Here is a 23,311-nt window from a genome sequence, read left to right on the forward strand (position 1 = left end):
GGGGCGGGGGCGGGTGAAAGGCCGATTCTCGGACGGCGGCGCGGGCGCCCCTACGCCGCCGCCAGCAGGGCCGCCAGACGGGGGCCGGTGTCGTTGCGCCGCGGCCGCCACAGGCCGCGGTCGAGGGCTTCCTGGAAGCGCGCCGCCATCTCGCGCAGGGCGTCGGGGTTGGCCTCGGCCATGAAGCCGCGCACCGCCGGATCCTCGACATAGGCGTCGTACATCAGGTCGAAGTGGTGGTCCTTCACGCACCGCGCGGTGGCGGCGAAGGCGAACAGGTAGTCCACCGTGGCGGCGATCTCGAACGCCCCCTTGTAGCCGTGGCGCATCACCCCGGCGATCCACTTCGGATTGACGGCGCGGGCGCGCACCACGCGGGCGATCTCCTCCTGCAAGGTGCGCACGCGCGGGGCCTCGGGGCGGCTGTGGTCGCTGTGATAGACCGCCGGCTGGGCGCCCGACAGGGTGCGCACCGCCGCCGTGAGCCCACCCTCGAACTGGTAGTAGTCGTCCGAGTCCAGCAGGTCGTGTTCGCGGTTGTCCTGGTTGTGGATCACGGCATCCACGCGCGCCAGCCGGTCCTCGAACAGGCCCCGGGCCTCGACCCCGGCCGCCCCGTCGCCGTAGGCATACCCGCCCCAGGCCACATAGGCGGCGGCCAGGTCGGCGTCGGTCTCCCAGCCCTGCTCGTCGATCAGCGCCTGCAGCCCGGCGCCGTAGGCCCCGGGGCGCGAGCCGAACACCCGGTGCCCGGCGCGGCGCCGCGCGTCCGCCTCGGGCACACCCGTGCGCGCCAGGCGGGCGGCTTCGGCGCGGGCGGTGGCGGCCAGCGGGTTCAGCGCGGCCGGCTCGTCGTCCAGCGCGGCGATGGCTCGCGCCGCCGAGTCCACCAGATCCACCTGGGCCGGGAAGGCGTCGCGGAAAAAGCCGGAGATGCGCAGGGTGACGTCGACGCGCGGCCGGTCCAGCACCGACAGCGGCAGGATCTCGAACCCGATCACCCGCCCCGACGCCGGTTCCCAGCGCGGCCGGGCGCCCATCAGCGCCAGCGCCTGGGCGATGTCGTCGCCCCCCGTGCGCATGTTGGCGGTGCCCCAGGCCGACAGCGCCACCGCGCGCGGCCAGTCGCCGTGGTCCTGCACGTGGCGCTCGATCAGCAGCGTGGCGGAGCGCCAGCCTAGCGTCCAGGCCGCCGGGGTCGGCACCCGGCGGCTGTCGACGGAGAAGAAGTTGCGTCCGGTGGGCAGCACCTCCGGCTTGCCGCGCGTGGGCGCGCCGGACGGGCCGGGCGGCACGAAGCGGCCGTCCAGCCCGGTCAGCAGCCCTTGGATCTCGGCCGCTCCGCAGGCGTCCACCGCCGGCGCCAGCCGCTCCCGCACATGGTCGAGCACGGCGCGGGTGGCGGTCCACGCCGGGTCGGGGGCGCGCACCCCCGCCACCAGGGCGTGGGCCAGCGCCTCCAGCCGCTCCACGGTATCCCCGACGGAGCGCCAGGGCTCTTCGGCCAGACACGCCGCCAGCACCGCCGGGCGCGGGCCGGGCCAGGACCGGCCCATGTCGCGGCTGTCGAGCGGATCGAACAGGAGCGACGCGTCGGTGGCCCCGGTACCGCCACCGTCATCCGCCGGCCCCAAGGCGATCAACAGACCAAGATCATCCGCCAGCGCGCGAATCAGCGAGGCGTCGGCCGGGCGGTCGCCACGCGGCGGCCGCGCCAGCGCCAGCAGCAGGTCGGTGCGCTGGTCGCCCGTGGGCGAGACCCCGAACACGTGCAGGCCGTCGCGGATCTGAAGTTCCTTCAGCTCGCACAGGTGATTGTCGAGCGCGGCCAGGGCGGCCCCGGCCCCGGCCTCGTCGTCGGCATCGCGCGCCGGCGGCAGCCCCAGGTCCGCCGCCAGCCCGCTGGTCTCGGCCAGCGAGAGAATCTCGGAGCGCAGCACCTTGAGGCGGCGCGGATCCACACCGGCGGCCTCGTGGTACTCGTCCACCAGCCGTTCCAGGTCGCGCAAGGGGCCGTAGCTCTCGGCGCGGGTCAGCGGCGGGGTGAGGTGGTCGACGATCACCGCCTGGGCGCGGCGCTTGGCCTGGGTGCCCTCGCCCGGGTCGTTGACGATGAACGGGTAGAGGTGCGGCAGCGGCCCGAACACCGCCTCCGGCCAGCAGGCGGCGGACAGGGCGAGGCTCTTGCCCGGCAGCCACTCCATGTTGCCGTGCTTGCCCATGTGCACCACCGCATGGGCGCCGAACACCGCCCGGATCCAGACGTAGACCGCGAGGTAGCCGTGCGGCGGGATCAGCGCCGGGTCGTGGTAGCTGCTCACCGGGTCGATGTGGTAGCCGCGCGCCGGCTGGATGCCGACGGCCACATGCCCCAGCACCATCATGGACAGGGCGAATCCGCCCCGCTCGGCGAGAAACGACGGATCGTCGGCCGGATCGCCCCAGCGGTCCGTGACCTCCCGGCGGGCGGCCTCGGGCAGGCGATCGAAGGCGGCCCGATAGGTCGCCAGCGGCAGCACCACGCGGATCAAGCGCGCACCCCGGGCCTCCAGGGCGTTGGTCGGGCCGGCGCGCAGCCGGTCCATCAGATCGGCGCCGTCGGCCGGGCGGTCGTCGACGCGGTAGCCGGCGGCAGCCAGCGCGTCGAGCACCCGCACCGTGCCGGCGGGCGTGTCCAGGCCCACGCCGTTGCCCAGGCGGCCGTCCTTGTTGGGGTAGTTGGCCAGCACCACCGCCACCCTTCGTTGCGCCGGCGGCGTGCGCCGCAGCCGCACCCAGGCGGCACACAGGGCAGCGACGAAGGCGACGCGGTCCGGGGCCGGCACGTGGCCGGTCACGTCCACCTGGGCGTCCGCGTCCCAGCGGTGCAGGCCCTTGAACGAGACGGCGCGGGTGAACACCCGGCCGTCCATTTCCGGCAGGGTGACCGCCATGGCGATGTCGCGGGCGATCAGGCCGTGGGCGCCGTCGCGCCAGCTCTCGGCCGAGCCGCTGGCGAGCACCGCCTGGAGCACCGGCCCGTCGTGGGCGGCGAAGGGGTCCTCGCGCGCCTGTTCGGCCGTGGCGACGGCGAAGCTGGTGAGGTTCAGGATCAGGTCGGGCGGGCTGTCGGCCAGGATCTCGCCCAGCAGGCCGGCCGCCACCGGGTCCTTCAGGCTGGTGACATGCGCGGCCAGGACGTCCAGCCCCTCCGCGTCCAGCGCGTCGCGCAGGGCGTCGACCACCGCCAGGTCGCCGGCCTGGGCCAGGGCGCGATAGAACACCAGCGCCACCACCGGCCGCGCGCCCGCCGGGGCGGGGCCGTACCGCCCGGCCGGTGGCAGCGGCGCCGGCGCGCGCCAGTCGGCAAAGCCCGGCGTGCCCAGCAGATCGGCGCAGCGGCGCAGCATCTGCTCGGCGTTGTCCACCCCGCCGTGGACCAGATACTGCCACAGCCGGTGCGCCTCCGCCGGCGGCACGGTGGAGGCCTCGACCAGCGCCGGATCCGGGGTGGCATCCCCGGGCAGCAGGGCCAGCGCCGCCCCGGTCTCGCGCGCAATCCGGGTCAGGGTCTCGACCCCGTAGGACCAATAGGCCGTCCCGCCCAGCAGCCGCACCACGATCAGCTTGGCGTGGCGCAGCACCGCGTCGGCGTACAGGTCCACCGAGTAGTGGTGGCCCAGCCGGGTCAGATTGGCGAGGCGCAGCGACGGCGCCCCCGGTCCCAGGCGGGCGCGGGCCGTGCTGAGGCAGGCGATCTCGGTATCGGCGGCGGTCAGCACGACAATGTCGGCCGGGTCCTGGCCCAGGTCCACGGCCTCGCTGCCGTCGCTGACCACCCCGGGGGTGGCGGCGAGCAGATGCATGGCGCGACAGTAGGGCGGATGGCGGCGCGGGTCATCCCCACGTGCGCCGGGGATACCGCCGGACCGGACCCTGCGCTACACCCACCCCGCGTTGGGCCGCCCGGTGAGGGCGTTGTAGATCACCCCCGGCGCCTCGGCGGTCGGGATGATGCGCGACACCGGACGCGCCAGACAGGCGGCCGCGGTCTGGCGCAGCAGCCAGACGCGGAACGCCCGCACCCGCGGAGCGTCCAGCCGATCGGGCGGGCACAGGAACCAGTACGCGTAGTTGCTCTCGATGGCGAGGTCGAACGGCGCCACCAGGCGGCCGTCGGCCAGCTCGTCGGCGATCAGCACCGTGCGCCCCAGCAGCACGCCATGGCCGGCCACCGCGGACTGGATGCTCATGGTCGAATCGACGAACCCGGGGCCGCGGTGCGGGTCGAAGTCCCCCTGCACCCCGGCGGCGGCCAGCCATACCGCCCAGTCCAGGCCGCCGTCCTGCAACAGCACGTGGTAGGCCAGGTCGGCCGGGGTGCGCAGCGGCGCCGCCCCGGTCAGCAGCGCCGGGGCGCACACCGGGAACACCTCGTCGCGCATCAACACCTCGGCGTGCAGCCCGGGGTAGGGTCCCGGCCCCATGCGGATCGCCACGTCGGCCGCGCCGCCGTCCAGGTCGACCGGCAGCAGCCCGGTTTCCAGCCGCAGTTCGATCTCCGGGTGCGCCGCCAGGAAGTCGCCCAGGCGTGGGATCAGCCACTTGGCGGCGAAGCTGGTCATGGTGGCGACGATCAGCCGCCCGGCGGCCTCCTGGGCGCACAGGGCTTCGGTGGCCTCGTGCAGGATCTGGAAGGCATCCCGCACCCGGCAGGCGTAGCGCTGCCCGGCCTCGGTCAGGTGGATGGCGCGGGTGCCGCGCCGGAACAGCGGCACCCCCAGGTGTTCCTCCAGGGCCTTGACCTGATGGCTGACGGCGGCCTGGGTGACGTGCAGCTCCTCGGCCGCGCGGGTGAACGACAGGTGGCGGGCGGCGGCGGCGAAGGCACGCAGGGCGTTGAGCGGCGGCAGGCGGCGGGGCGACATGGCAGGCGCCTCGGCGTTGAGGGGGACACACGGCGGGTGGACCCGGCAGTCTACGCCGCGCGCCGGCGCGGACGGACCGGTTTTCGCCCGCACGGGCATGAAAATCCCTCGGGTCGGGGCGCACGAAAAGTCATGCGTCGCCCGCGCCTCGGCCGGATGCCGTGACCGGCCGGGGGTCGGCCCGGCCCCGCGCGGGGTTGTCAGAGCCGGCCGTCTGCGCCACATCCCTGGCGGCACGCCGGACGCCGGCGCGACCGCGGGCCACACCGCGCCACACATCACGCCACACCAAGGGGGCAGGACGGGCGAAGCCATGGCGACCTACGACTACGACCTTATCACGATCGGGGCCGGCTCTGGTGGCGTGCGCGCCAGCCGGATCGCGGCGAGCTGGTACGGCGCGCGCGTCGCCATCGTCGAATCGAGCCGCGTCGGCGGTACCTGCGTGATGCGCGGCTGCGTGCCCAAGAAGCTGCTGGTCTACGGCGCCCACGTGGCCGAGGACCTGGAGGACGCGCTCGGCTACGGCTGGACCATCGAGGGCGCGCGCCACGACTGGGGCGCCCTGATCGCCAACAAGGAGCGCGAGCTGGAGCGGCTGGAAGGCGTCTACCACCGCCTGCTGCGCGACGCCGGGGTGACGCTGCTGGAGGGCCGCGGCCGGGTGGTGGACCCGCACACCGTCGAGGTGGACGGCACGACCGTGACCGCCCGGACCATCCTGATCGCCACCGGCGGCTGGCCCACCCTGCCCGACATTCCGGGCATCGAGCACGCCATCACCTCGAACGAGGCGCTTGATCTGCCATCCCGGCCCGACCGCGTCGTGGTGGTCGGCGGCGGCTATATCGCGGTGGAGTTCGCCGGCATCTTCAACGCGCTCGGCTCGCGGGTCACCGAGGTGATCCGGGCCGGCCAGATCCTGCGCGGCTTCGACGAGGACGTGCGCGATACCCTGGCGGCGGAAATGGAGAAGAAGGGCATCCGCATCCGTCGCGAATGCCAGATCCGCTCGATCGAGAAGCGCGACGACGGCAGCCTGTCGCTGCTCACCGACCAGGGCGAGGAGATCGAGGCCGACGCGGTGATGTACGCCACCGGGCGGGCGCCCAACACCGCCGGCCTGGGCCTGGAGCATGCCGGCGTGCGCCTGACCAAGGGCGGCGCGGTCGAGGTGGACCAGTGGAACCGCACCAACGTCGAGAGCATCTATGCCATCGGCGACGTGACCGACCGGGTCAACCTGACCCCGGTGGCGATCAAGGAGGGCATGGCCTTCGCCGCCACGGTGTTCAACGACACCCCCACGGTGATGGACTACGCCGCCATCCCGTCGGCGGTGTTCAGCCAGCCGCCGGTTGGCACCGTGGGCCTGACCGAGGGCCAGGCCCGCGCCCAGGAGGCGGTGGACGTCTACGTCTCGCGTTTCCGGCCGATGAAGGTCACGCTGTCGGGGCGCGACGAGAAGACCATGATGAAGCTGATCGTCGCGCGCGCCACCGACCGGGTGCTGGGCGCCCACATGGTCGGCATGGACGCCCCGGAGATCATTCAGGGTCTCGGCATCGCGATGAAGGCCGGCGCGACCAAGGCGCACTTCGACGCCACCGTGGGCATCCACCCGACGGCGGCCGAGGAGTTCGTGACCATGCGCGAGCCGATCCCCGATCCCTCGTTCGAACACACCGAGTAGCACGGAGTAGCACGGAGACCGAGTAGCGGGGGGACAGGGAAACCCGCGGCCGCGCTACTCGGCCGGGGATCCGCCGCCCAGGGCGTCGGGAACCTGGATCCGTATTGATCGCCCGGCCACGGTCTGGCCCAGGGTGGACAGCAGCGGCTCGGCCACCAGGCTCACCACTTCGGCCCGGGACAGGCCGTTCAGCGGCGTGTCGACCCAGCCGCGCCACAGGTAGGCGCCGCTGCGCGGGTCCTCCACCGTGACCTGAAGGCGCAGGGTGGCGGCGAAGCTGTCGCGGCGGCGGTGCAGGACGTTGCCCTCGACGCCTTCGGTGCGGCCCTGCAGCTCGGTGACGTCGATGCCCGGCGGCGGCGCCGCGCCGGCGTCGCCCTGGCCGCGCACCTCCTCCATCTCCAGCAGTCCCTTGGCCAGGGCCGGCACGCCGGAGCGGATCACGTAGACCTCGAAGGTCATGTCGAGCAGGACCGGAGCCGCGCCGTCGCGGCCCAGGTCGGCCAGCGCCGCCTCCAGAGCGCGCTGGATGGCGTCGTTCTCGCGAGAGTCGTCGTAGCGCCGGACCAGAAACCCGGCCTCGTCGGGCATCGGGCCGTAGGCGGCCGCGTTGACGGTGGCGGCCAGGGGCGCCACCGGCACCCGGGTGCCGCTTTCGGCCGCCGCCTCAGTCTCGGCCGGGGCCGCGCGCAGCGGGCCGGGGCCGAGGGCGGCGACGGCCAGCAGGCCGGCGGCCAGACAGAGGGCCGGACCCGAGAGAACCCGGCGGAGCGACTGGGGGAGCGTCCAGGGACGCGCCAGAGGGGCGAACCCCATCGGGGCGAACCGGAGTCCAGACTGCGCGCCGCGATCGGTCATGGTGCGGATCGTCCTTGCGTCTGGGGCGTGCGGGGCCGCGGCCGTCGCCGCCCCGGATGCGCCCTTGCGGCACTGTAGTCCGGATCCGGGCGTCGCGAAACCGCCCCGATCCGGACCCCGGCAGTGCTCCCGCCCTTCGGACCGGGGCGGGGACGGGTCAGAACCAGTCCTCCTCCAGCGCCATCAGGCTGTCCGGCCCGGCCAGCGCGGCCGCCCGGTGCGCCCGGGTGAAGGGCATCACCGCGTCGGCGAAATAGCGCGCCGTGCCCAGCTTGGCCTGCCACTGGGCCGGGTTGCCCGTGCCGGCGTCGAGCCGGCGGCGTGCGTCCAGCGCCGCCCGCATCATCAGCCAGCCGCCGGCGGCGATGCCGAACAGGCTGGCATAGGGCGTGGCCGCGCCCTGGGCGTCGAGCGGGCTGGCATGGTCCAGCACCCAGGTGGTGGTGGCCTCCAGGTCGTCCAGCGCGGCGGCGAAGGCCGGCGCCATGGCGGCCACATCGGCCGGCGCCCCGGTCAGGGCGTCGTGGGTGGCGCGCATGTCGGCCACCAGGGCGCGCACCGCCGCGCCCTTGTCGCGCAGCACCTTGCGGCTGACCAGGTCGATGGCCTGGATGCCGTTGGTGCCCTCGTAGATGCGGGCCACGCGGGCGTCGCGCAGGTGCTGGGCGGCCCCCGTCTCCTCGATGTAGCCGGTGCCGCCGTGCACCTGCACGCCCATGTCGCTGACCGCGAACCCCACCTCGGTGCACCAGCCCTTGACCACCGGCGTCAGCACGTCGGCGCGGGCCTGGGCGGCGGCGCGCACGCTCTCGTCCGGCTGCGCCTTGGCCAGGTCCATGCGGGCGGCGGCGTAGTAGGTCAGCAGCCGCGCCGCCTCGGTCCGGGCGCGCATGTCCATAAGCATGCGGCGCACGTCGGGATGATGGACGATGGTGGCCCGGCCGGTGGCCGGGTCGGTGACGTCGACGCCCTGCACCCGGTCGCAGGCGAAGGCGACCGCCTGTTGATAGGCGCGTTCGGCGATGCCCACGCCTTGCAGGCCGACGTTGAGGCGGGCGTTGTTCATCATGGTGAACATGCAGGCCAGGCCCTGGTGGGGGGCGCCGATCAGGGTGGCGACGGCGCCGCCGTCGTCGCCGTAGGCCATCACCGCCGTCGGGCTGCCGTGGATGCCCAGCTTGTGCTCCAGCGACACCGCCTTGACGTCGTTGGCGTCGCCCAGGCTGCCGTCCGCCGCCACCAGCCGCTTGGGCACCAGGAACAGCGAGATCCCCTTCACCCCGGGCGGCGCGTCGGGCAGGCGGGCGAGGACCAGATGGCAGATGTTCTCGGTCAGGTCGTGGTCGCCGTGGCTGATGAACACCTTCTGGCCGTGGATGCGGTAGCGGTCCTCGCCCAGGTCCGGCGCCGGTTCGGCCTTGCAGCGCAGTTGCGCCAGATCGGAGCCGGCCTGCGACTCGGTCAGGTTCATGGTGCCGGTCCACTCGCCGCTGACCAGCTTGGGCAGGTAGACCTCCTTCTGGTGGTCGGTGCCGTGGACGCTCAGCGCCTCGATGGTGCCGGTGGTGAGCAGCGGCCCGATCGACCAGGCCATGTTGGCCGCGTGCCAGATCTCGGCCACCGCGACGCCGACCACACCGGGCAGGCCCTGGCCCCCGTAATCGGGATCGAACGGCAGGCTGTTCCAGCCCGCCTCCAGGAACTGCGCATAGGCCTCGACCGCCCCGTCCGGCATGCGCACCGTGCCGTCCGGCTCCAGGCGACAGCCCTGCTGGTCGCCGACGGCGTTGATGGGGGCCAGGACACCGGCCCCGAACTTGCCGGCCTCGTCCAGGACGGCGGCGATCAGGTCGGGCGTGGCCTCGGCATAGCGGGGCAGCTCGGCGATCTCGGGCAGGCCCGCCAGATCGAGCGCGAACTGCATGTCTTCCAGCGGCGCCGCGTAGGTGGTCATGGGGATTCTCCTCCGTTTGTCCCGCCGCAGCCGGATCCGGGACGTCGGACCCGGGGGTCGCGCCCGTGCCGTCGAGGCCCAAGCGTTGCACGGCGCCAGGGCCGCGCGCAACGCGGTCGGACACCGGGACCCGCAGGCCCTAGAATACCGGCATAACAGCTTGGAATCACGTGCTTTCGCTGCATGACGGATTCCCCCGGCCCGTCCTCTGCGCTACACTGGATGTCGGGTTGGCTGTGCGGAGACGGACCGGTGGCCGGCCCGCGAGACGAAGGGCGCGCAACGGGGACGGGGAGGCGCGGCGTGGCGGATGTCCGGCGAACCATCGACGGGGGCCGGCGCGGACGGGCGGCGGTCGCCCTGCTGCTGCTGGCCGGTGTGCTGGCGGCACTGGTCCTGACCCCGGCGGCGGCGCGGGCCTGGGAGCCCGGCGCGCCCGGCCCCACGATCCACATCCGCTCGGCGCCGTCCCCGCCCCAACGTCCGCAGTGCCAGGGCGGCGGCCAGCCGCCGCCGGTGATCGCCATTCGCGCCCTGCAGACCCGGCTGATGGTCGCGGCCCTGAGTTGCGGGGCGCGCGCCGGCTACGGCGCCTTCGTCACCCGGTTCTCGAACCAGCTCGCCGCCAACGCCGATGCGCTCAGCGTGCGCTACCGCCATCGCGGCGGCCGCGCCGCCATCGACAGCCTGGTGACCCGCCTGGCCAACGCCGCCGCGGCCGAGAGCAACACCGACCGCCACGGCTTCTGTGACCGCAGCAGCGCCACTCTGGAGCGCCTGCAACGCACCCCGCTGGGGGATCTGAACCGGGTCGCGCTGGAGACGTGGCCGCCGGGGGTGCCGTGTGGGGCATTCTGAGTCCCAGGCTGCGACGCTCGACGCAGGGTGCGTTTGGATCTGCGTTGCAGAATGACCGTCATCCTGGGGGCGCCCGGACCGGACGCGCATGGGGAAGCGCCGACCCGGCCCCGACGACGGTCGGTGACAGCGGGTGACCTGGAGGCACAGGCGCAACGGATGCGGCGGGGAAAAGGACGGGGAACGGCGCGGTTGAGAGAGGGAGCTACTGACCGACGCCGTTCCCCGCACGACCGACCACCCAGATCGGGCGGACCGGGCTGGACCACACGCGACGGCGGACACGGGAAAAGCCGCGTGTAACCCGGAGACAGCGCCGCAGGAGGGGGTGCGATCACTGCCGCTGGCGTTCTGTGCACGAGGCGTGCCAGACTGGGCGGGTCCGGATCCTCCATCCCTCCGCCCCGCGCCACCAACCACCCGAGGAGCGTGAGCCCGTGCTGCTGATCGGTCGCGACCTGTCGCCCTACACCCGCCGCGTTGCCGTCACCCTGCGTGTCCTGGGCCTGGCCCACGAGCGCCTGCCCCTGGCCACCGCCACCCAGCAGGACGAGATCCGCGTCTACAATCCGCTCGGCCGGGTGCCGGCGCTGCGCCTCAACGACGGCACCGTGCTGATCGACAGCGCCGCGATACTGGACTACCTCGACGAGCAGGTCGGGCCGGACCGCGCCCTGATCCCGCCCGCGGGTCCGGCCCGGCGCCGGGTGCTCCAGCACTGCGCGCTCCTGACCGGGGCGATGGACAAGGCGGTGATCGCCTACTACGAGCGCACGCGCCGGCCCGAAGACAAGATCCACCAGCCGACGGTCGCGGGCAACGAACGCCAGGTGGCCGACGGCCTGGCGGCGGCCGAGGCGGAGCGCCCCGAGGGCGGCGGCTGGCTGCTGGGCGGATCGCGGCCGACGCAGGCCGACATCACCGCCATGGTCACCCTGCCGTTCCTGGCCATCGTGCTGCCGCATCTGGTCGGTCCGGGCCGGCATCCGCGCCTGGAGGCCCTGGTGGCGCGCCAGGGGCCGGCGCTGCCCGGGTTCACCGAGACCGACCCGACGCCGTAGAGGGCCGCCGTCAGTCCGGCGGCCCCACCGACGGCATGGTCACCGGCCGGTCGGCGTTGCCTTCCGGCAGCGCCCCGAACAGCCCGCGCAGGAAGCCCGGGGTCAGCACCGACAGCGGGTTGACGCTGACCGCCGGGTCGTCGATCGGCCCGGTGGCGCGATAGGCGACCGCGAACACACCGCCGCCCTTCTCGCCCACCAGCAGGTCGCCGACCAGCGGGATGTTCCCGACCAGCGCGTTGACCAGGTAGAGCGGCACCACCACCCCCTCCAGGTCGAGGCCGTCGGCCGCGAGGTCGATGGTGCCGTTGGCGGTCACGCCCAGCGACGGGCCGTTGGCCCGCGCCTCCGTCAGGGTCAGCAGCGAGTCGGCATAGGTGAAGGGCGCCACCAGGGTGGAAACGCTGAGCCCCGTGCCCTGCAACTCGTCCAGGATGCCGGTCAGGGCCGCAACCGAAAGGATGCGGGCCAGCACCGGGGCGTCGGCGAGATGGAAGTCCGTCACCTCCAGCCGACCCTGGACGGCGTCGCGGGCATCGAGGGTGCCGGTCAGGCGCAGCCGGCCCCCGCGCACCTGACCGGTCAGGTCGAGCGCCCGCGCCACCGCGCCGGCATCGCCGGCGGTCACGGTGAAGCGCCGGTCGCCGCCCTCGGGGGCCAGGGTCAGCCGCAGCGGCGGGCCGTCCGCCCCGATGCGGGCGTCGGCTTCGGCCTCGGCCCAGCGCCCGGCGGCGTCGCGGGTCACGCCGGCCCGCAGCCCGGCGAGCGTGACCGTTTCCGTCAGCCGCACCCGCGCCAGGTCCAGCGACAGATCGAGGGGCGGCCCCGATGGGGTCTCGGGGGGGGTCTCGGCAGGGTCCTGGGCGGGGGCCGCGCTCGTCGTCTCGCCGGCCGCCCCGTCCTCGGCCAGCAGCGGGCGCAGGTCCAGGCTCGGACCGCGCACGACGAAGGCGTAGGGATCCCCAGCCGTCGCCGGCGCGGTGACGCGCGCCGTCACGTCGGTGGCGCCCAGCGCCGCGCGGTCCAGCGTGACCGCGCGCAGGGCCCCGGCGCCACTCAGGCGGGCCTGGCCGCGCACCGCGTCATCGGTGGCGGTGGTGACGTCGAAGTCCACCGTCATGGCCGCGTCGGCGAAGGTGCCGGCGATCATCGCCCGGGCCGGTGTGCCGGCGGGTTTGCGCCAGCCCAGCGGGTCGACCGCGAGGGTGGTCGGCGACAGGTCGACGTCCGCGTCCAGCCGACCCGGGCGGCCGGCGGTTTCGGTGTAGGTCAGGGTGGCATCGACCGGACCGTCCATCCAGGGCGGCTGGAACGGCCCGCCGTCGAGCCGGAAGCGCGCTCGCGCGGCGTTGTCCAGGCGTCCGGAGACCCGGTAGCGGCGATCGAAGGCCGCGCCGTCGGTGAAGTTTTCGCGCCAGTCCAGCCGCACCGGCACCCCGCCCACCCGGGCCGTGCCGGTCACGTCCATGCCGGTCCCGTCGAGGGTCAGGCGCAGGTCGCCGTCGGCCAGGTCCTGGCCCAGCGCGACCCCCGGCAGCGCCACCCCGCTCGCGTTGGCCTGCACGCCGATCTCCAGCGCGTCCAGCGCCAGGTCCTTGAGCAGCGGCATGCCCAGGGTCAGGGTGGTGCGGGTCTCGCCGCGCGTCTGCCCCGGGTCGATTCCCACCTGCGAGGCGTAGCCCAGCGGGTCGTGGTCGATCAGCGCCAGCGCCGCCGGCAGCGGCCCGACGATCTCGAAGGTCATGTCGGCGCGTTCCACGTCGGCGTCGAAATCAGTGAAGGCCACCGTGCCCCCGGTCACCGCGAGGTCGCCGGCCCCGCCGCCGGCAATGTCGATGGTGACCGCGTCGAGCCCGAACCGCACCGTGCCCCGCGCGTCGCTGGCCGGCGGCAGCCCCTTCAGGTAGCGCACCGTCATACCCGAGACCGGCGCCGCGCCGTCCAGCCCGGTCACCGTCAGGCCCGACCAGTCGGGACCGCCCAGCGTCACGACCGCGCTGGCCCCGGCGACGCGGCCGTCGGACAGGTTGGCGTCGATCCACTTGCGGGCCCCGTCGGCCAGCTCGGGCGGCCAGTGCCGCACCACCGTCGGCACGTCCACCGCCGACAGGGTGAGGGCGGCCGTTCCGTCCAGCGGACCGCCGGCCGGCGCGGTCAGGCGGCCGTCCGCGGTCACCGTGGTGCCGTCGAGTCCGAGCGTCAGGGTGTCCAGGTGAAGCCCCAGGACCCCGGCGGCGTCGCGCGTGGCGCGGGCCTCCAGGGCCAGCCCGCGGAGGTCGTAGCCGTGCGCCACCGGCGCCGGCAGAACGGCCCGGCCGGCGGCACCACCCAGCGACAGGCTGGCGTAGCGCAGCACCGCCAGGGGATCGCTCGGCAGCGGGCCGGTCAGCGCCGCCAGGTCGACGTCGACCGTCAGCGTGCCGGACAGCGGCTGGCGCCAGCCCGCCAGTGTGGGCAGGCCCAGCAGGCCGGCCAGGTCGCGTCCCGGGTCGAGGTGCTCGAAGGCCACCAGGGCGGAGGCGAGGCGGGGGCCGCTCGCGGTCCCGGGGGCGTGCCGCAGCGCCACGTCGACCGCCGCCGGCCGTGCCGCCGGCGTGCCGGTGGCAGGGGGCGCCTGCGGGTCGTCCAGGGTCAGCGAGCCCTCCAGGCTCAGCGCCCCGCCGGCCCGGGTCACGGTCAGCGTGCTGGCCCGCAGGCGCCAGGTGCGGCCGAGCGCCTGGTCCTCGACACGCACGTGGGCGTCGCGCAGGGTCAGGCCCAGATCGGCCAGCCAGGCCCAGGTCTGCACCAGACCGGTGGCCGGCACCGCCGGGCCGGACGGCGCCGGATCCCGGTTGGGAGCTGGGGTGGAGTCTGGGGTGGAGTCTGGGGTAGGGGCGGGGGGGGGCTGGAGCGCCACCCCCAGGGTGCCGTCGGCGCCGCGCCGGACCGTCAGCTCCGGCCCCAGCAGCACCAGGTCGCTCAGCACCAGCTCGCCGTGCAGCAGCGCGCCCGGATCCAGCCCCACCGAGACCGTGCCCACCCGGGCCAGCGGCGCCGCCTCGGACGCATCCAGGCGGACGTCCCGCAGCGCCACGTCCAGGCCGGCGGCCGGACCGCCCCAGGTGAGGGCCGCCCCGCCCACGGTGGCGGTCAGCGGCAGCCCGGCGTCGTCGAGGGCGTCGGTCAGCGCGGTTTCGATGCGCGGCACCAGGAACGGCACATCGAGCGGCCCGCGCGACAGCGTCCAGGCCGCCGCCACCAGCGCCAGCAGGACCAGCCCGACGACCAGCCCCAGCCGCATCAGGGTGACCCGCACCGCATGGGATTTCGCCGATGTCGCCGTCACCACCCCTCCCGCGCGTCCGGGCGCACGCTCAGGTCCGGGGCCGCGGCGCCGCGCCGCCCCGCCCTGTCCCCGCGCCAGCCGGGCGCTTGACCCCCCGGGTCGGTTCCCGCAGTGTGCGCCGGCAAATGAGGTGATCCCATGACAGACTTCGGTGTCCTGGATCCGCCGCGGCCGCCGCCGCGCCCCGCCGACCCGGACCGGGCCGCGCGCGGCCTGGAGCGGTGGCTGGACCACGCCGAGCGCGAGCCCGATCCGGACCGCGCGGCGCGTATGCGGGCGCTGGCCGAGGAGGGCGCGCCCGGGCGCGCGGTGCTGGAGGCCCTGTTCGGCAACAGCCCGTTCCTGACCCACTGCGTGCGCGCCGAGCCGGCCTGGCTGTGCCGGCTGGTGGACGACGGCCCCGATGCCGCCCGGGCCGCCGCGCTGGACGCGCTCGCCGACGAGGCGGCGGCCGCCGGCGACGACCAGCCGCGCCTCATGCGCGCCCTGCGCGTCGCCAAGCGCCGCCTCGCGCTGACCACCGCGCTCGCCGATATCCTCGGCCTGTGGTCGCTGGAGCAGATCACCGGCACCCTGTCCACGCTGGCGGAAGCCGCGCTCGACGCCGGCTGCGCCCACCTGCTGGGCCGGCTGCACGCCAAGGGCGACCTGGTGCTGCCGTGGCCGGAGACGCCGATCCGCGACTGCGGGCTGTTCATCCTGGGCATGGGCAAGCTCGGCGCGCGAGAGTTGAACTATTCCTCCGATATAGACCTCATCGTCCTGTTCGACGAGGAGCGCCTGGACTATCGCGGCCGCCTGACCCCGCGCGAGGCCATGGTGCGCCTGACCCGCGACCTGGTGCGGCTGATGGAGGAGCGCACCGGCGACGGCTACGTGTTCCGCTGCGACCTGCGGCTGCGGCCCGATCCGGGCTCGACCCCGCTGGCGTTGTCCACCGAGGCGGCCGAGGTCTACTACGAGAGCTTCGGCCAGAACTGGGAACGGGCGGCGATGATCAAGGCCCGCCCGGTGGCCGGCGACCGCCCCGCCGGCGACCGCTTCCTGGAGGCCATCCGGCCGTTCGTCTGGCGCCGCTCGCTGGACTTCAACGCCATCCAGGACATCCACTCCATCAAGCGCCAGATCCACGCCCAGCGCGGCCACGCCGTGGTGGCGGTGGAGGGCCACAACGTCAAGGTCGGGCGCGGCGGCATCCGCGAGGTCGAGTTCTTCGCCCAGACCCAGCAACTCATCTGGGGCGGCCGCGAGCCCCGCCTGCGCGCGCGCGAGACCGTCCCGGCGCTGCGGGCGCTGGCCGAGCGCGGCCTGATCGGCCCGCAGGCGCGCGACGACCTGATCGCGGCCTACGGCTTTCTGCGCACCGTCGAACACCGGTTGCAGATGATCGACGACGCGCAGACCCAGACCCTCCCGCACGACACCGACAAGCTGCGCGGGCTGGCGCTGTTCCTCGGGTACGACGGGCTCAAGGCGTTCGCGCTGGCCCTCAAGGCCACCCTGATGACGGTGCAGGACCATTACGCCGACCTGTTCGAGGACGAACCCGCGCTGTCCGAATCGGAAGGCAACCTGGTGTTCACCGGCGGCGAGGACGACCCCGAGACCCTGCGCACGCTGTCCGAGCTGGGGTTCGCCAACCCGCACGCGGTCGCCAGCACCATCCGCGGCTGGCACCACGGCCGCTACCGGGCGCTGCGCAGCACGCGGGCGCGCGAGCGCCTGACCGAGTTGATGCCGATCCTGGTGCGCGCCCTGGCCGACACCGTGAACCCGGACGCCGCCCTGCTGCGCTTCGACAGCTTCCTGGGGCATCTGCCCGCGGGGGCGCAGTTGTTCGCGCTGTTCGCGGCCAACCCGGGCCTGCTGGCGCTGCTGGCGGAGATCATGGGCGACGCGCCGCGCCTGGCCGAGCACCTGGCGCGCAACCCGCGCCTGCTGGAGGCGGTGCTGGAGCCGGACTTCATGGAGCCGGCGCCGCCGCCGGCGGTGCTGCGCGAAAGCCTCGACGTGGCGCTGCGCGATGCCCGCGGCTACGAAGACGTGCTCGACATCTGCCGGCGCTGGGCCAACGACCACCGCTTCCAGGTCGGCGTCCAGACCCTGCGCGGGCAGCAGCCGCCGGGCGCGGCCGGGCGCGCCCTGTCGGACGTCGCCGACACGGTGCTGGACGCCCTGCTGGAGCGGGTGTGGACGCATTTCGCCGAGACCCACGGCGCCATGCCCGACGGCGCGGTGGCGGTGGTGGCGCTCGGCAAGCTGGGCGGCCAGGAGATGACACCGACCTCCGACCTCGACCTGATCATGGTCTACGACGTGCCGGAGGGGGTGGAGCAGTCCGACGGGCCGCGTCCGCTGGCGCCGACGGTGTACTACACCCGGCTGGTGCAGCGCTTCGTCAACGCCATCACCGTCAACACCGCCCAGGGCCGCCTGTACGAGGTGGACATGCGGCTGCGCCCGTCGGGCAACAAGGGGCCGCTGGCCACCAGCCTGACGGCGTTCCGGCGCTATCAGGGCGAGGCGGCCTGGACCTGGGAACACCAGGCGCTGACCCGGGCGCGGGTGGTGGCCGGCCCGCCGTGGCTGGGGGAGCGGGTGGCGGGGGTGATCCGCGACACCATCCGGCGGCCGCGCGACCCGGCCCGGTTGGCGCGCGAGGTCGACGCCATGCGCGCCCGCATGGACGCCGAGCACGGCGATGCCTGCCGGTGGAACATCAAGCACGTGCGCGGCGGCCTGGTGGACCTGGAGTTCGTGGCCCAGTTCCTGCAACTGTGCCACGCCCACGACCACCCGGAGATCGTGGTCCCCAACACCGCCGAGGGCCTGCGCCGGGTCGGCGCCGCCGGCCTGCTGCCGGAGGAGGACGCGGCGTTCCTCAGCGCCGCCCACCACCGCTGGCTGAGTCTGCAAAGCATGCTGCGCCATACCATGGACGGCGTGCCCGACGACGCGGCGCTGCCGGCGGGCCTGAAGGGGCGGCTGGTCACGGTGTGGGAGGGCGCGGCCGACTTCCCCGACCTGAAGGCGCAGATGGACGCGACGGCGGCGCGGGTGAAGGCGCTCTACGACCGCATCGTGGCCGAACCGGCCGCGCGCGCCCCGGCCGCCGAGGCCGCGCCGGCCGAGGGATAGGCGCGGCGCGGCCGGACGGGACCGTCGCCGCCGCCGCTTCTCCCTCTGCTACTCCGCCGCCCGGGTGGGGGCGGGCGGCTCCCAGCGCAGCACCGGATGGCGCGCGGCGCGGGTCTCGTCCAGGCGCCGGCGCGGGGTATGGCGCGGGGCGTGGGTGAAGAACGCCGCGTCCCCGGCCTTGGCCTTGGCCGCCAGCGCCAGCACGGCGTCGCAGAAGGCGTCCAGGCTGTCCCTGCTCTCGGTCTCGGTGGGCTCCATCAGCATCGCCCCGTGCACCACCAGCGGGAAGTACATGGTCATGGGGTGGAACCCCTCGTCGAGCATGGCCTTGGCGAAGTCCAGCGTGGACACGCCGGTCCCCTTGAGAAACCGGTCATCGAACAGGGCTTCGTGCATGCACGGGCCCTCGAACGAGGGCGTCAGCGCCTCGCCCAGGCGCGCCAGCAGGTAGTTGGCGTTCAGCACCGCGTCGCCGGAGGCCCGGTGCAGGCCGTCCCGGCCCATGCTCATGATGTAGGCCAGCGCGCGCACGAACACCCCGAACTGGCCGTGGAAACCCTTCATGCGGCCGAATGGCCGCGCGTTGCCCTCGACATGCTCGACCAGACGATAGCCGGCGCCGTCGTGGACCACGTACGGCAGCGGCGCGAACGGGGCCAGCGCCGGGCTCAGCACCGTGGGGCCGGCGCCCGGACCGCCGCCGCCATGCGGGGTCGAGAACGTCTTGTGCAGGTTGATGTGCATGGCGTCGACGCCCAGGTCGGCGATCTTCACCCGGCCGACGATGGCGTTGAAGTTGGCGCCGTCGAGGTAGAAGTAGGCCCCGGCCGCGTGTACCGCCTCGGACAGGGCCAGGATGTCGGTCTCGAACAGGCCGCAGGTGTTGGGATTGGTCAGCATCACCCCGGCGACGCCGTCGTCGAGCGCGGCCTTGAACGCCGCCAGGTCGACCCGGCCGCGGGCGTCGCCCGGGATGCCGCGCACCCGGAAGCCGCACAGCGCCGCCGTCGCCGGGTTGGTGCCGTGCGCCGAGTCGGGCACCAGGACGACCCGGCGCCCGTCGTCGCCGCGCGCGTCCAGGGCGGCGCGGATGGCCTGCATGCCGCACAGCTCGCCGTGGGCGCCCGCGCCCGGCGACAGCGCCACCGCTTCCATGCCGGTCAGGCCCAGCAGCCACGCCGACAGCCGGTGCATGACCGCCAGCGCCCCCTGCACCGTCGCCTCGGGCTGGAACGGGTGCAGATCGGCGAAGCCGGGCAGCCGCGCCAGCCGCTCGTTCAGGCGCGGGTTGTGCTTCATGGTGCAGGAGCCGAGAGGGTAAAAACCCGAATCGATGGCGTAGTTCTTCTGCGACAGCCGGGTGTAGTGCCGCACCACCTCGGGCTCGCTCAGGCCGGGCAGGCCGATGGGACCCGAGCGCGCCAGCCCGCCCAGGCGGTCGGGCTTGTCGGCCGGTTCGGGCAGGTCGACGCCGCACTTGTCGGGGTGGCCCTGCTCGAAGATCAGGGGTTCCTCGATGTGCAGGCCGCGGTTGCCGGTCAGAGTCGGGGTGGGGGTCGCGGGACTCATCGCAGGGCCTCCGTCAGGGCCGCGGCCAGGGCGGCCATGTCCGCGGACTCGGTCGTCTCGGTGGCGCACACCAGCAGGCCGTCCGCCAGTTCGGGGTAGGTGGGGTAGAAGCGCGACAGCGGCACCCCCGCCAGCAGGCCCTTCTCGGCCAGGGTCTCCACGATGGCGGCGGCGCCGTGGCCGGGCAGGCGCACCAGCACCTCGTTGAAGAAGGTGGGCGTGACGACCTTGAGGTTCGGCACCGTTTCCAGGTGCTCCACCAGCTCCACCGCCTTCATGTGGTTGAGGCGTGCGAGTTTCGTGAACCCGGCCTCGCCCAGCAGGGTCATGTGGATGGTCCAGGCCAGCGCGATCAGGCCGCTGTTGGTGCAGATGTTGGAGGTCGCCTTCTCGCGCCGGATGTGCTGTTCGCGCGTCGACAGGGTCAGGACCCAGCCGCGGCGGCCGTCCTCGTCCACCGTCTCGCCGGCCAGCCGGCCCGGCATGTGGCGCACGAACTTCTTGCGGGTGGCGAACAGGCCCACCCCGGGACCGCCGAAGTTCAGCGGACTGCCGATGGCGTGGCCCTCGGCCACCACGATGTCGGCGCCCATCGCCCCCGGCGGGGTCACCAGCCCGAGCGAGACCGGCTCGGCCACCGCCACGATCAACAGCGCGCCCTCGGCATGGCAGGCGTCGGCCAGCGCCGCCAGGTCGGACAGGCGGCCGAAGAAATCCGGGTTCTGCACCACCACGCAGGCGGTGCCCGGATTGACCCGGCCGATCAGATCCTCGACCGCCATCGGGTCGGGGTCCAGGGCCTCGGTCTCGATGTCGGTGTAGCGCAGGAAGGTCTCGGTCGCGGCGCGGTAGTGCGGGTGCAGCCGGCCCGACAGCAGCACCCGTTTGCGCCGGGTGACGCGGCAGGCCATGGCGGCGGCCTCGGCCACCCCGGTGGCGGCGTCGTACATGGAGGCGTTGGCGACCTCCATGCCGGTGATGAGAGCCACCTGGGTCTGGAACTCGTAAAGGTACTGAAGCGTGCCCTGGCTCACCTCCGGCTGGTACGGGGTGTAGGCGGTCAGGAACTCGCCGCGCTGGATCAGGTGGTCGACCGCCGCCGGCACGTGGTGGCGGTAGGCCCCGGCCCCCAGGAACGACGGCACCGACCCGGCCGTGGTGTTGCGCGCCGCCAGGGCGGCGAGGTCGCGCTCCACGGCCATCTCGGTGGCGTGGTCGGGCAGGGCGTCGAAACCGCCGCCCGGCGTGGCATCGGACAGCGCGGCGGGCGGCACGTCGCGGAACAGGTCGTCCACCGACGCCGCGCCGATGCGCGCCAACATGGCGCGGCGGTCGTCGTCGGTCAGGGGCAGATAGCGCATGGGGCGGGGTCCTCGCGGTCGATAGACGGGGCGGCGCGGCGACATGAGGCGGGAGCGCCGCCGGCGCCCGCCGCCCGACGGCGTCGAAGGCGTCCTGCGGCGCGACGCGCCGTGCCGTGACAGCGGATCGGGTTCCGGACCTATTCGAGGCCCTTGACGAAGCTCTCGTAGGCGGCCGGGTCCATTAGGTCGTCCAGTTCGCCGGCGTCGGCCAGGGTCAGCTTGAAGAACCAGCCCTCGCCCATCGGGTCTTCGTTGACCGCGGCGGGGGCGTCGGCCAGGTCGGCGTTGCCCTCCGTGACGGTGCCGGAGACGGGCGCGTAGACCTCGCTGGCGGCCTTCACGGATTCGACCACCGCCGCCTCGTCGCCTTTGGTCAGCACCTTGCCGGCCTCCGGCACCTCGACGAACACGACGTCGCCGAGCTGCTGCTGGGCGTAGTCGGTGATGCCGACGGTGGCGGTGTCGCCGTCGACGGAAATCCACTCATGGTCCTCGGTGAAGTACAGCGTGCTCATGACGCAGAGTCCCCCTTCGCTGTCGTCTGGAATCGTCTCGAATCGTCTCGGGTCGGGTCGGGTCGGGTCGGGTCGGATACGCGCGGGCGGGGCGTGCGGGTCATCCGCCGCGCCCGCCCCGGTGGTCTCGCCCCGGTTGTCTAACCCCGGTGGCCTAACCCCTGTGCTGGCGCGGCGGCACGAACGGCAGCGCCACAACGCGCGCCGGCAGCGCCTTGCCGCGCACCATCAGGTCCACGGCCGTGCCCGGTTCGGCGAGCCGCGTCGGCACGTAGCCCATCGCGACCGGCCCCCCCACCGTGGGGCCGAAGCCACCGCTGGTGACCTCGCCCACGGTCTCGCCGTCCGGGTCGCGGATCTCGGTGTGGGCGCGCGCCGGGGCGCGGCCCTCCGGGCGCAGGCCGACCCGCTGGCGCGGCGGGCCGTCGCGAAGCTGGGCCAGGATCACGTCGGCGCCCGGGAAGCCGCCGGTCTCGCGCCGGGCCTTGCCGATGGTCCAGGCCAGGTCGGCCTCGACCGGCGTGGTGGTGGTGTCGATGTCGCTGCCGTACAGGCACAACCCGGCCTCCAGGCGCAGCGAATCGCGGGCCCCCAGGCCGGCCGGGGCGACGTCGTCGTGGTCCAGCAGGGCGCGCGCCAGGCGTTCGGCGGCGCCGGCCGGCACGCTGATCTCGAAGCCGTCTTCGCCGGTGTAGCCGGAGCGGGTCACGAAGCAGGGCACGTCCTGGATCGCCACCGCGCGGGCATCCATGAATCGCATGTCCGCCACCGCCGGCGCCAGCGCCGCCAGCACGCCGGCCGCCGCCGGTCCCTGCAGGGCGAGCAGGGCGTGGTCGTCCAGCACCGCGACCTCGATCTCGGGCATGTGGGCGCGCAGGTGGGCGACGTCCGCCTTCTTGCACGCCGCATTGAGCACCGCGAAGAGGTGGTCGCCCGCGTTGGCGACCATCAGGTCGTCGCGGATGCCGCCGGTCTCGGTGGTCAGCAGGGTGTAGCGCTGGCGCCCCGGCTTGAGGGCGCGCAGGGCGCCGGGCACCAGCCGCTCCAGCGCGGCCGCCGGGTCGGTCCCGGTCAGGCGCACCTGACCCATGTGGGAGACGTCGAACAGGCTGGCCTTGGTGCGGGTGTGGGTGTGCTCGGCCAGCACGCCGGCCGGGTACTGCACCGGCATGGCGTAGCCGGCGAACGGCACCATCTTCGCGCCCAGCGCGCGGTGCAGGGCGTCCAGCGGGACGGTACGCAGGGCGGTGTCGGGCGGGGCGGGCTCGGCCACGGTCCGGTTCCTTCGTCAGGGGGAAGACCGCGCGGGCCTTCCGGTGGAGCCTCGGCCGCCGGCGCCAGGCGCGGGCGGTCGCATGCCCCCCTCTGTCATGGAACCTGAAAGATTGACCGCCTGCGGCCGGACGCCCGGGGAGTCCGGGGCCAGGGCCGACGGCTTACATCTTCGGTGGGGCGCCGAGACGCCCGCTTTCCAGAGTCCCGCGGCCGCGCGGTCCCTTTGCCTGAGAGTTTCCGGGGGCGGTTGCTCCTTCGGCGCCGGGCCTGGTCCGCGCCTCCCGCGGAGGCGGCGGCGGCCCGGTCTCTCCCACGCGGCCGGTCCGGGTATCTGCCTTCAGAGAATAGGCATGCCGCCGGCAAGGTCAACCGGCCAGCGCGCCGCCACGTCCGGCGCCGGGCGCGTCTGCCCCGCGCCGGAGGCCGCCCGCGGTGCCATGCGATGGTCGGGAAGACGTGAGACCCAGGGCACGTTCAGCACCCGTCCCGGACGCCGAGGGCGTTCCCCGTCCGACTCGATTCGCTCACGCGCCGTGGTCCGTACGCCATCGGGCCGGCGCGCGGGGTCTGGTTCGGGGCCGTGACGCGATCTGCTCTGATTCCGCCGGCTCTAATCCCGCCGGCTCTACAGCCGATTGCGACAAACCGGACTCGCGGCGCGATTTTGGTTTGTCGCAAAAATCGGCTGAGAATCATATGGTTCATGACGGAAAATCGGGGAGGGGCGGACAACGGGACGGTCTGACACACTGGTAGTTGCGACACGACACAGACTGCCAGGGAGGCCCCGT

13 protein-coding genes and 2 riboswitches are annotated in these 23,311 nt (G+C 74.1%); of the genes, 4 read left to right on the forward strand and 9 right to left on the reverse strand.

The features are described 5' to 3' along the window. Positions 1-50 precede the first annotated feature (50 nt). Both cobN and GGD88_RS14970 read right to left on the reverse strand, forming a co-directional pair. Positions 51-3,845, reverse strand: coding sequence for a cobaltochelatase subunit CobN (gene cobN / locus GGD88_RS14965; protein ID WP_184436868.1), 3,795 nt, complete (start codon positions 3,843-3,845; stop codon positions 51-53). Between the two features lie 75 nt (positions 3,846-3,920). Then, entirely contained in the window at positions 3,921-4,907 is a 987-nt protein-coding gene (locus GGD88_RS14970) for a transcriptional regulator GcvA (protein ID WP_184436870.1), read from the reverse strand. A gap of 313 nt (positions 4,908-5,220) precedes the next feature. On the opposite strand from GGD88_RS14970, the gene gor reads away from it, so the two are divergent. Beyond that, the gene (gene gor, locus GGD88_RS14975) at positions 5,221-6,600 is read left to right on the forward strand and encodes a glutathione-disulfide reductase (protein WP_184436872.1); all 1,380 of its coding nucleotides are present in this window, start codon (positions 5,221-5,223) and stop codon (positions 6,598-6,600) included. Between the two features lie 54 nt (positions 6,601-6,654). On the opposite strand, the gene GGD88_RS14980 is transcribed toward gor, so the two are convergent. Together GGD88_RS14980 and GGD88_RS14985 are read right to left on the reverse strand one after the other, a co-directional pair. Next, positions 6,655-7,458, reverse strand: coding sequence for a hypothetical protein (locus tag GGD88_RS14980; RefSeq protein WP_184436874.1), 804 nt, complete (start codon positions 7,456-7,458; stop codon positions 6,655-6,657). A gap of 157 nt (positions 7,459-7,615) precedes the next feature. Continuing rightward, positions 7,616-9,412 (reverse strand): acyl-CoA dehydrogenase, encoded by a 1,797-nt coding sequence (locus tag GGD88_RS14985; protein ID WP_184436876.1) that lies wholly within the window; start codon positions 9,410-9,412, stop codon positions 7,616-7,618. Positions 9,413-9,715: 303 nt separating this feature from the next. On the opposite strand from GGD88_RS14985, the gene GGD88_RS14990 reads away from it, so the two are divergent. Beyond that, complete coding sequence (locus GGD88_RS14990) at positions 9,716-10,270, forward strand: hypothetical protein (protein WP_184436878.1); 555 nt, start codon at positions 9,716-9,718, stop codon at positions 10,268-10,270. A 437-nt stretch (positions 10,271-10,707) separates the two neighbouring features. After that, complete coding sequence (locus tag GGD88_RS14995) at positions 10,708-11,331, forward strand: glutathione S-transferase N-terminal domain-containing protein (protein ID WP_184436880.1); 624 nt, start codon at positions 10,708-10,710, stop codon at positions 11,329-11,331. 10 nt (positions 11,332-11,341) lie between these two features. On the opposite strand, the gene GGD88_RS15000 is transcribed toward GGD88_RS14995, so the two are convergent. Continuing rightward, positions 11,342-14,659 (reverse strand): YhdP family protein, encoded by a 3,318-nt coding sequence (locus GGD88_RS15000; RefSeq protein WP_184436882.1) that lies wholly within the window; start codon positions 14,657-14,659, stop codon positions 11,342-11,344. Positions 14,660-14,797: 138 nt separating this feature from the next. Between GGD88_RS15000 and GGD88_RS15005 the strand changes: the two genes are divergently transcribed. Then, positions 14,798-17,797: a bifunctional [glutamine synthetase] adenylyltransferase/[glutamine synthetase]-adenylyl-L-tyrosine phosphorylase gene (locus tag GGD88_RS15005; protein ID WP_184436884.1), complete on the forward strand. Its 3,000-nt coding sequence runs from the start codon at positions 14,798-14,800 to the stop codon at positions 17,795-17,797. Between the two features lie 48 nt (positions 17,798-17,845). On the opposite strand, the gene gcvPB is transcribed toward GGD88_RS15005, so the two are convergent. From gcvPB to gcvT, 4 genes are all read right to left on the reverse strand, one after another. Continuing rightward, positions 17,846-19,366, reverse strand: coding sequence for an aminomethyl-transferring glycine dehydrogenase subunit GcvPB (gcvPB, locus tag GGD88_RS15010; protein ID WP_184436886.1), 1,521 nt, complete (start codon positions 19,364-19,366; stop codon positions 17,846-17,848). Continuing rightward, positions 19,363-20,727: an aminomethyl-transferring glycine dehydrogenase subunit GcvPA gene (gene gcvPA, locus GGD88_RS15015; RefSeq protein ID WP_184436888.1), complete on the reverse strand. Its 1,365-nt coding sequence runs from the start codon at positions 20,725-20,727 to the stop codon at positions 19,363-19,365. Before gcvPA ends, gcvPB begins: the two co-directional genes overlap by 4 nt. Positions 20,728-20,867: 140 nt before the next feature. After that, a complete protein-coding gene (gene gcvH, locus GGD88_RS15020; protein ID WP_184436890.1) occupies positions 20,868-21,245 on the reverse strand; it encodes a glycine cleavage system protein GcvH in 378 nt (125 codons plus the stop codon). A 154-nt stretch (positions 21,246-21,399) separates the two neighbouring features. After that, positions 21,400-22,518, reverse strand: a complete 1,119-nt coding sequence (gene gcvT, locus GGD88_RS15025) for a glycine cleavage system aminomethyltransferase GcvT (protein WP_184436892.1) — start codon at positions 22,516-22,518, stop codon at positions 21,400-21,402. Between the two features lie 90 nt (positions 22,519-22,608). Continuing rightward, a riboswitch (glycine riboswitch) is annotated at positions 22,609-22,722 on the reverse strand. Positions 22,723-22,725: 3 nt separating this feature from the next. Further along, a riboswitch (glycine riboswitch) is annotated at positions 22,726-22,843 on the reverse strand. Positions 22,844-23,311: the final 468 nt, after the last annotated feature.

Origin of the sequence: Roseospira goensis (assembly GCF_014197795.1) — a bacterium.
GTDB lineage: Bacteria > Pseudomonadota > Alphaproteobacteria > Rhodospirillales > Rhodospirillaceae > Rhodospira > Rhodospira goensis.

Bases quoted from the DNA above. Each gene is read 5' to 3' on its own strand.
- cobN (WP_184436868.1), bottom strand. From the start codon at position 3,845: ATGCATCTGCTCGCCGCCACCCCCGGGGTGGTCAGCGACGGCAGCGAG.
- GGD88_RS14970 (WP_184436870.1), bottom strand. From the start codon at position 4,907: ATGTCGCCCCGCCGCCTGCCGCCGCTCAACGCCCTGCGTGCCTTCGCC.
- gor (WP_184436872.1), top strand. From the start codon at position 5,221: ATGGCGACCTACGACTACGACCTTATCACGATCGGGGCCGGCTCTGGT.
- GGD88_RS14980 (WP_184436874.1), bottom strand. From the start codon at position 7,458: ATGACCGATCGCGGCGCGCAGTCTGGACTCCGGTTCGCCCCGATGGGG.
- GGD88_RS14985 (WP_184436876.1), bottom strand. From the start codon at position 9,412: ATGACCACCTACGCGGCGCCGCTGGAAGACATGCAGTTCGCGCTCGAT.
- GGD88_RS15005 (WP_184436884.1), top strand. From the start codon at position 14,798: ATGACAGACTTCGGTGTCCTGGATCCGCCGCGGCCGCCGCCGCGCCCC.
- gcvPB (WP_184436886.1), bottom strand. From the start codon at position 19,366: ATGAGTCCCGCGACCCCCACCCCGACTCTGACCGGCAACCGCGGCCTG.
- gcvPA (WP_184436888.1), bottom strand. From the start codon at position 20,727: ATGCGCTATCTGCCCCTGACCGACGACGACCGCCGCGCCATGTTGGCG.
- gcvH (WP_184436890.1), bottom strand. From the start codon at position 21,245: ATGAGCACGCTGTACTTCACCGAGGACCATGAGTGGATTTCCGTCGAC.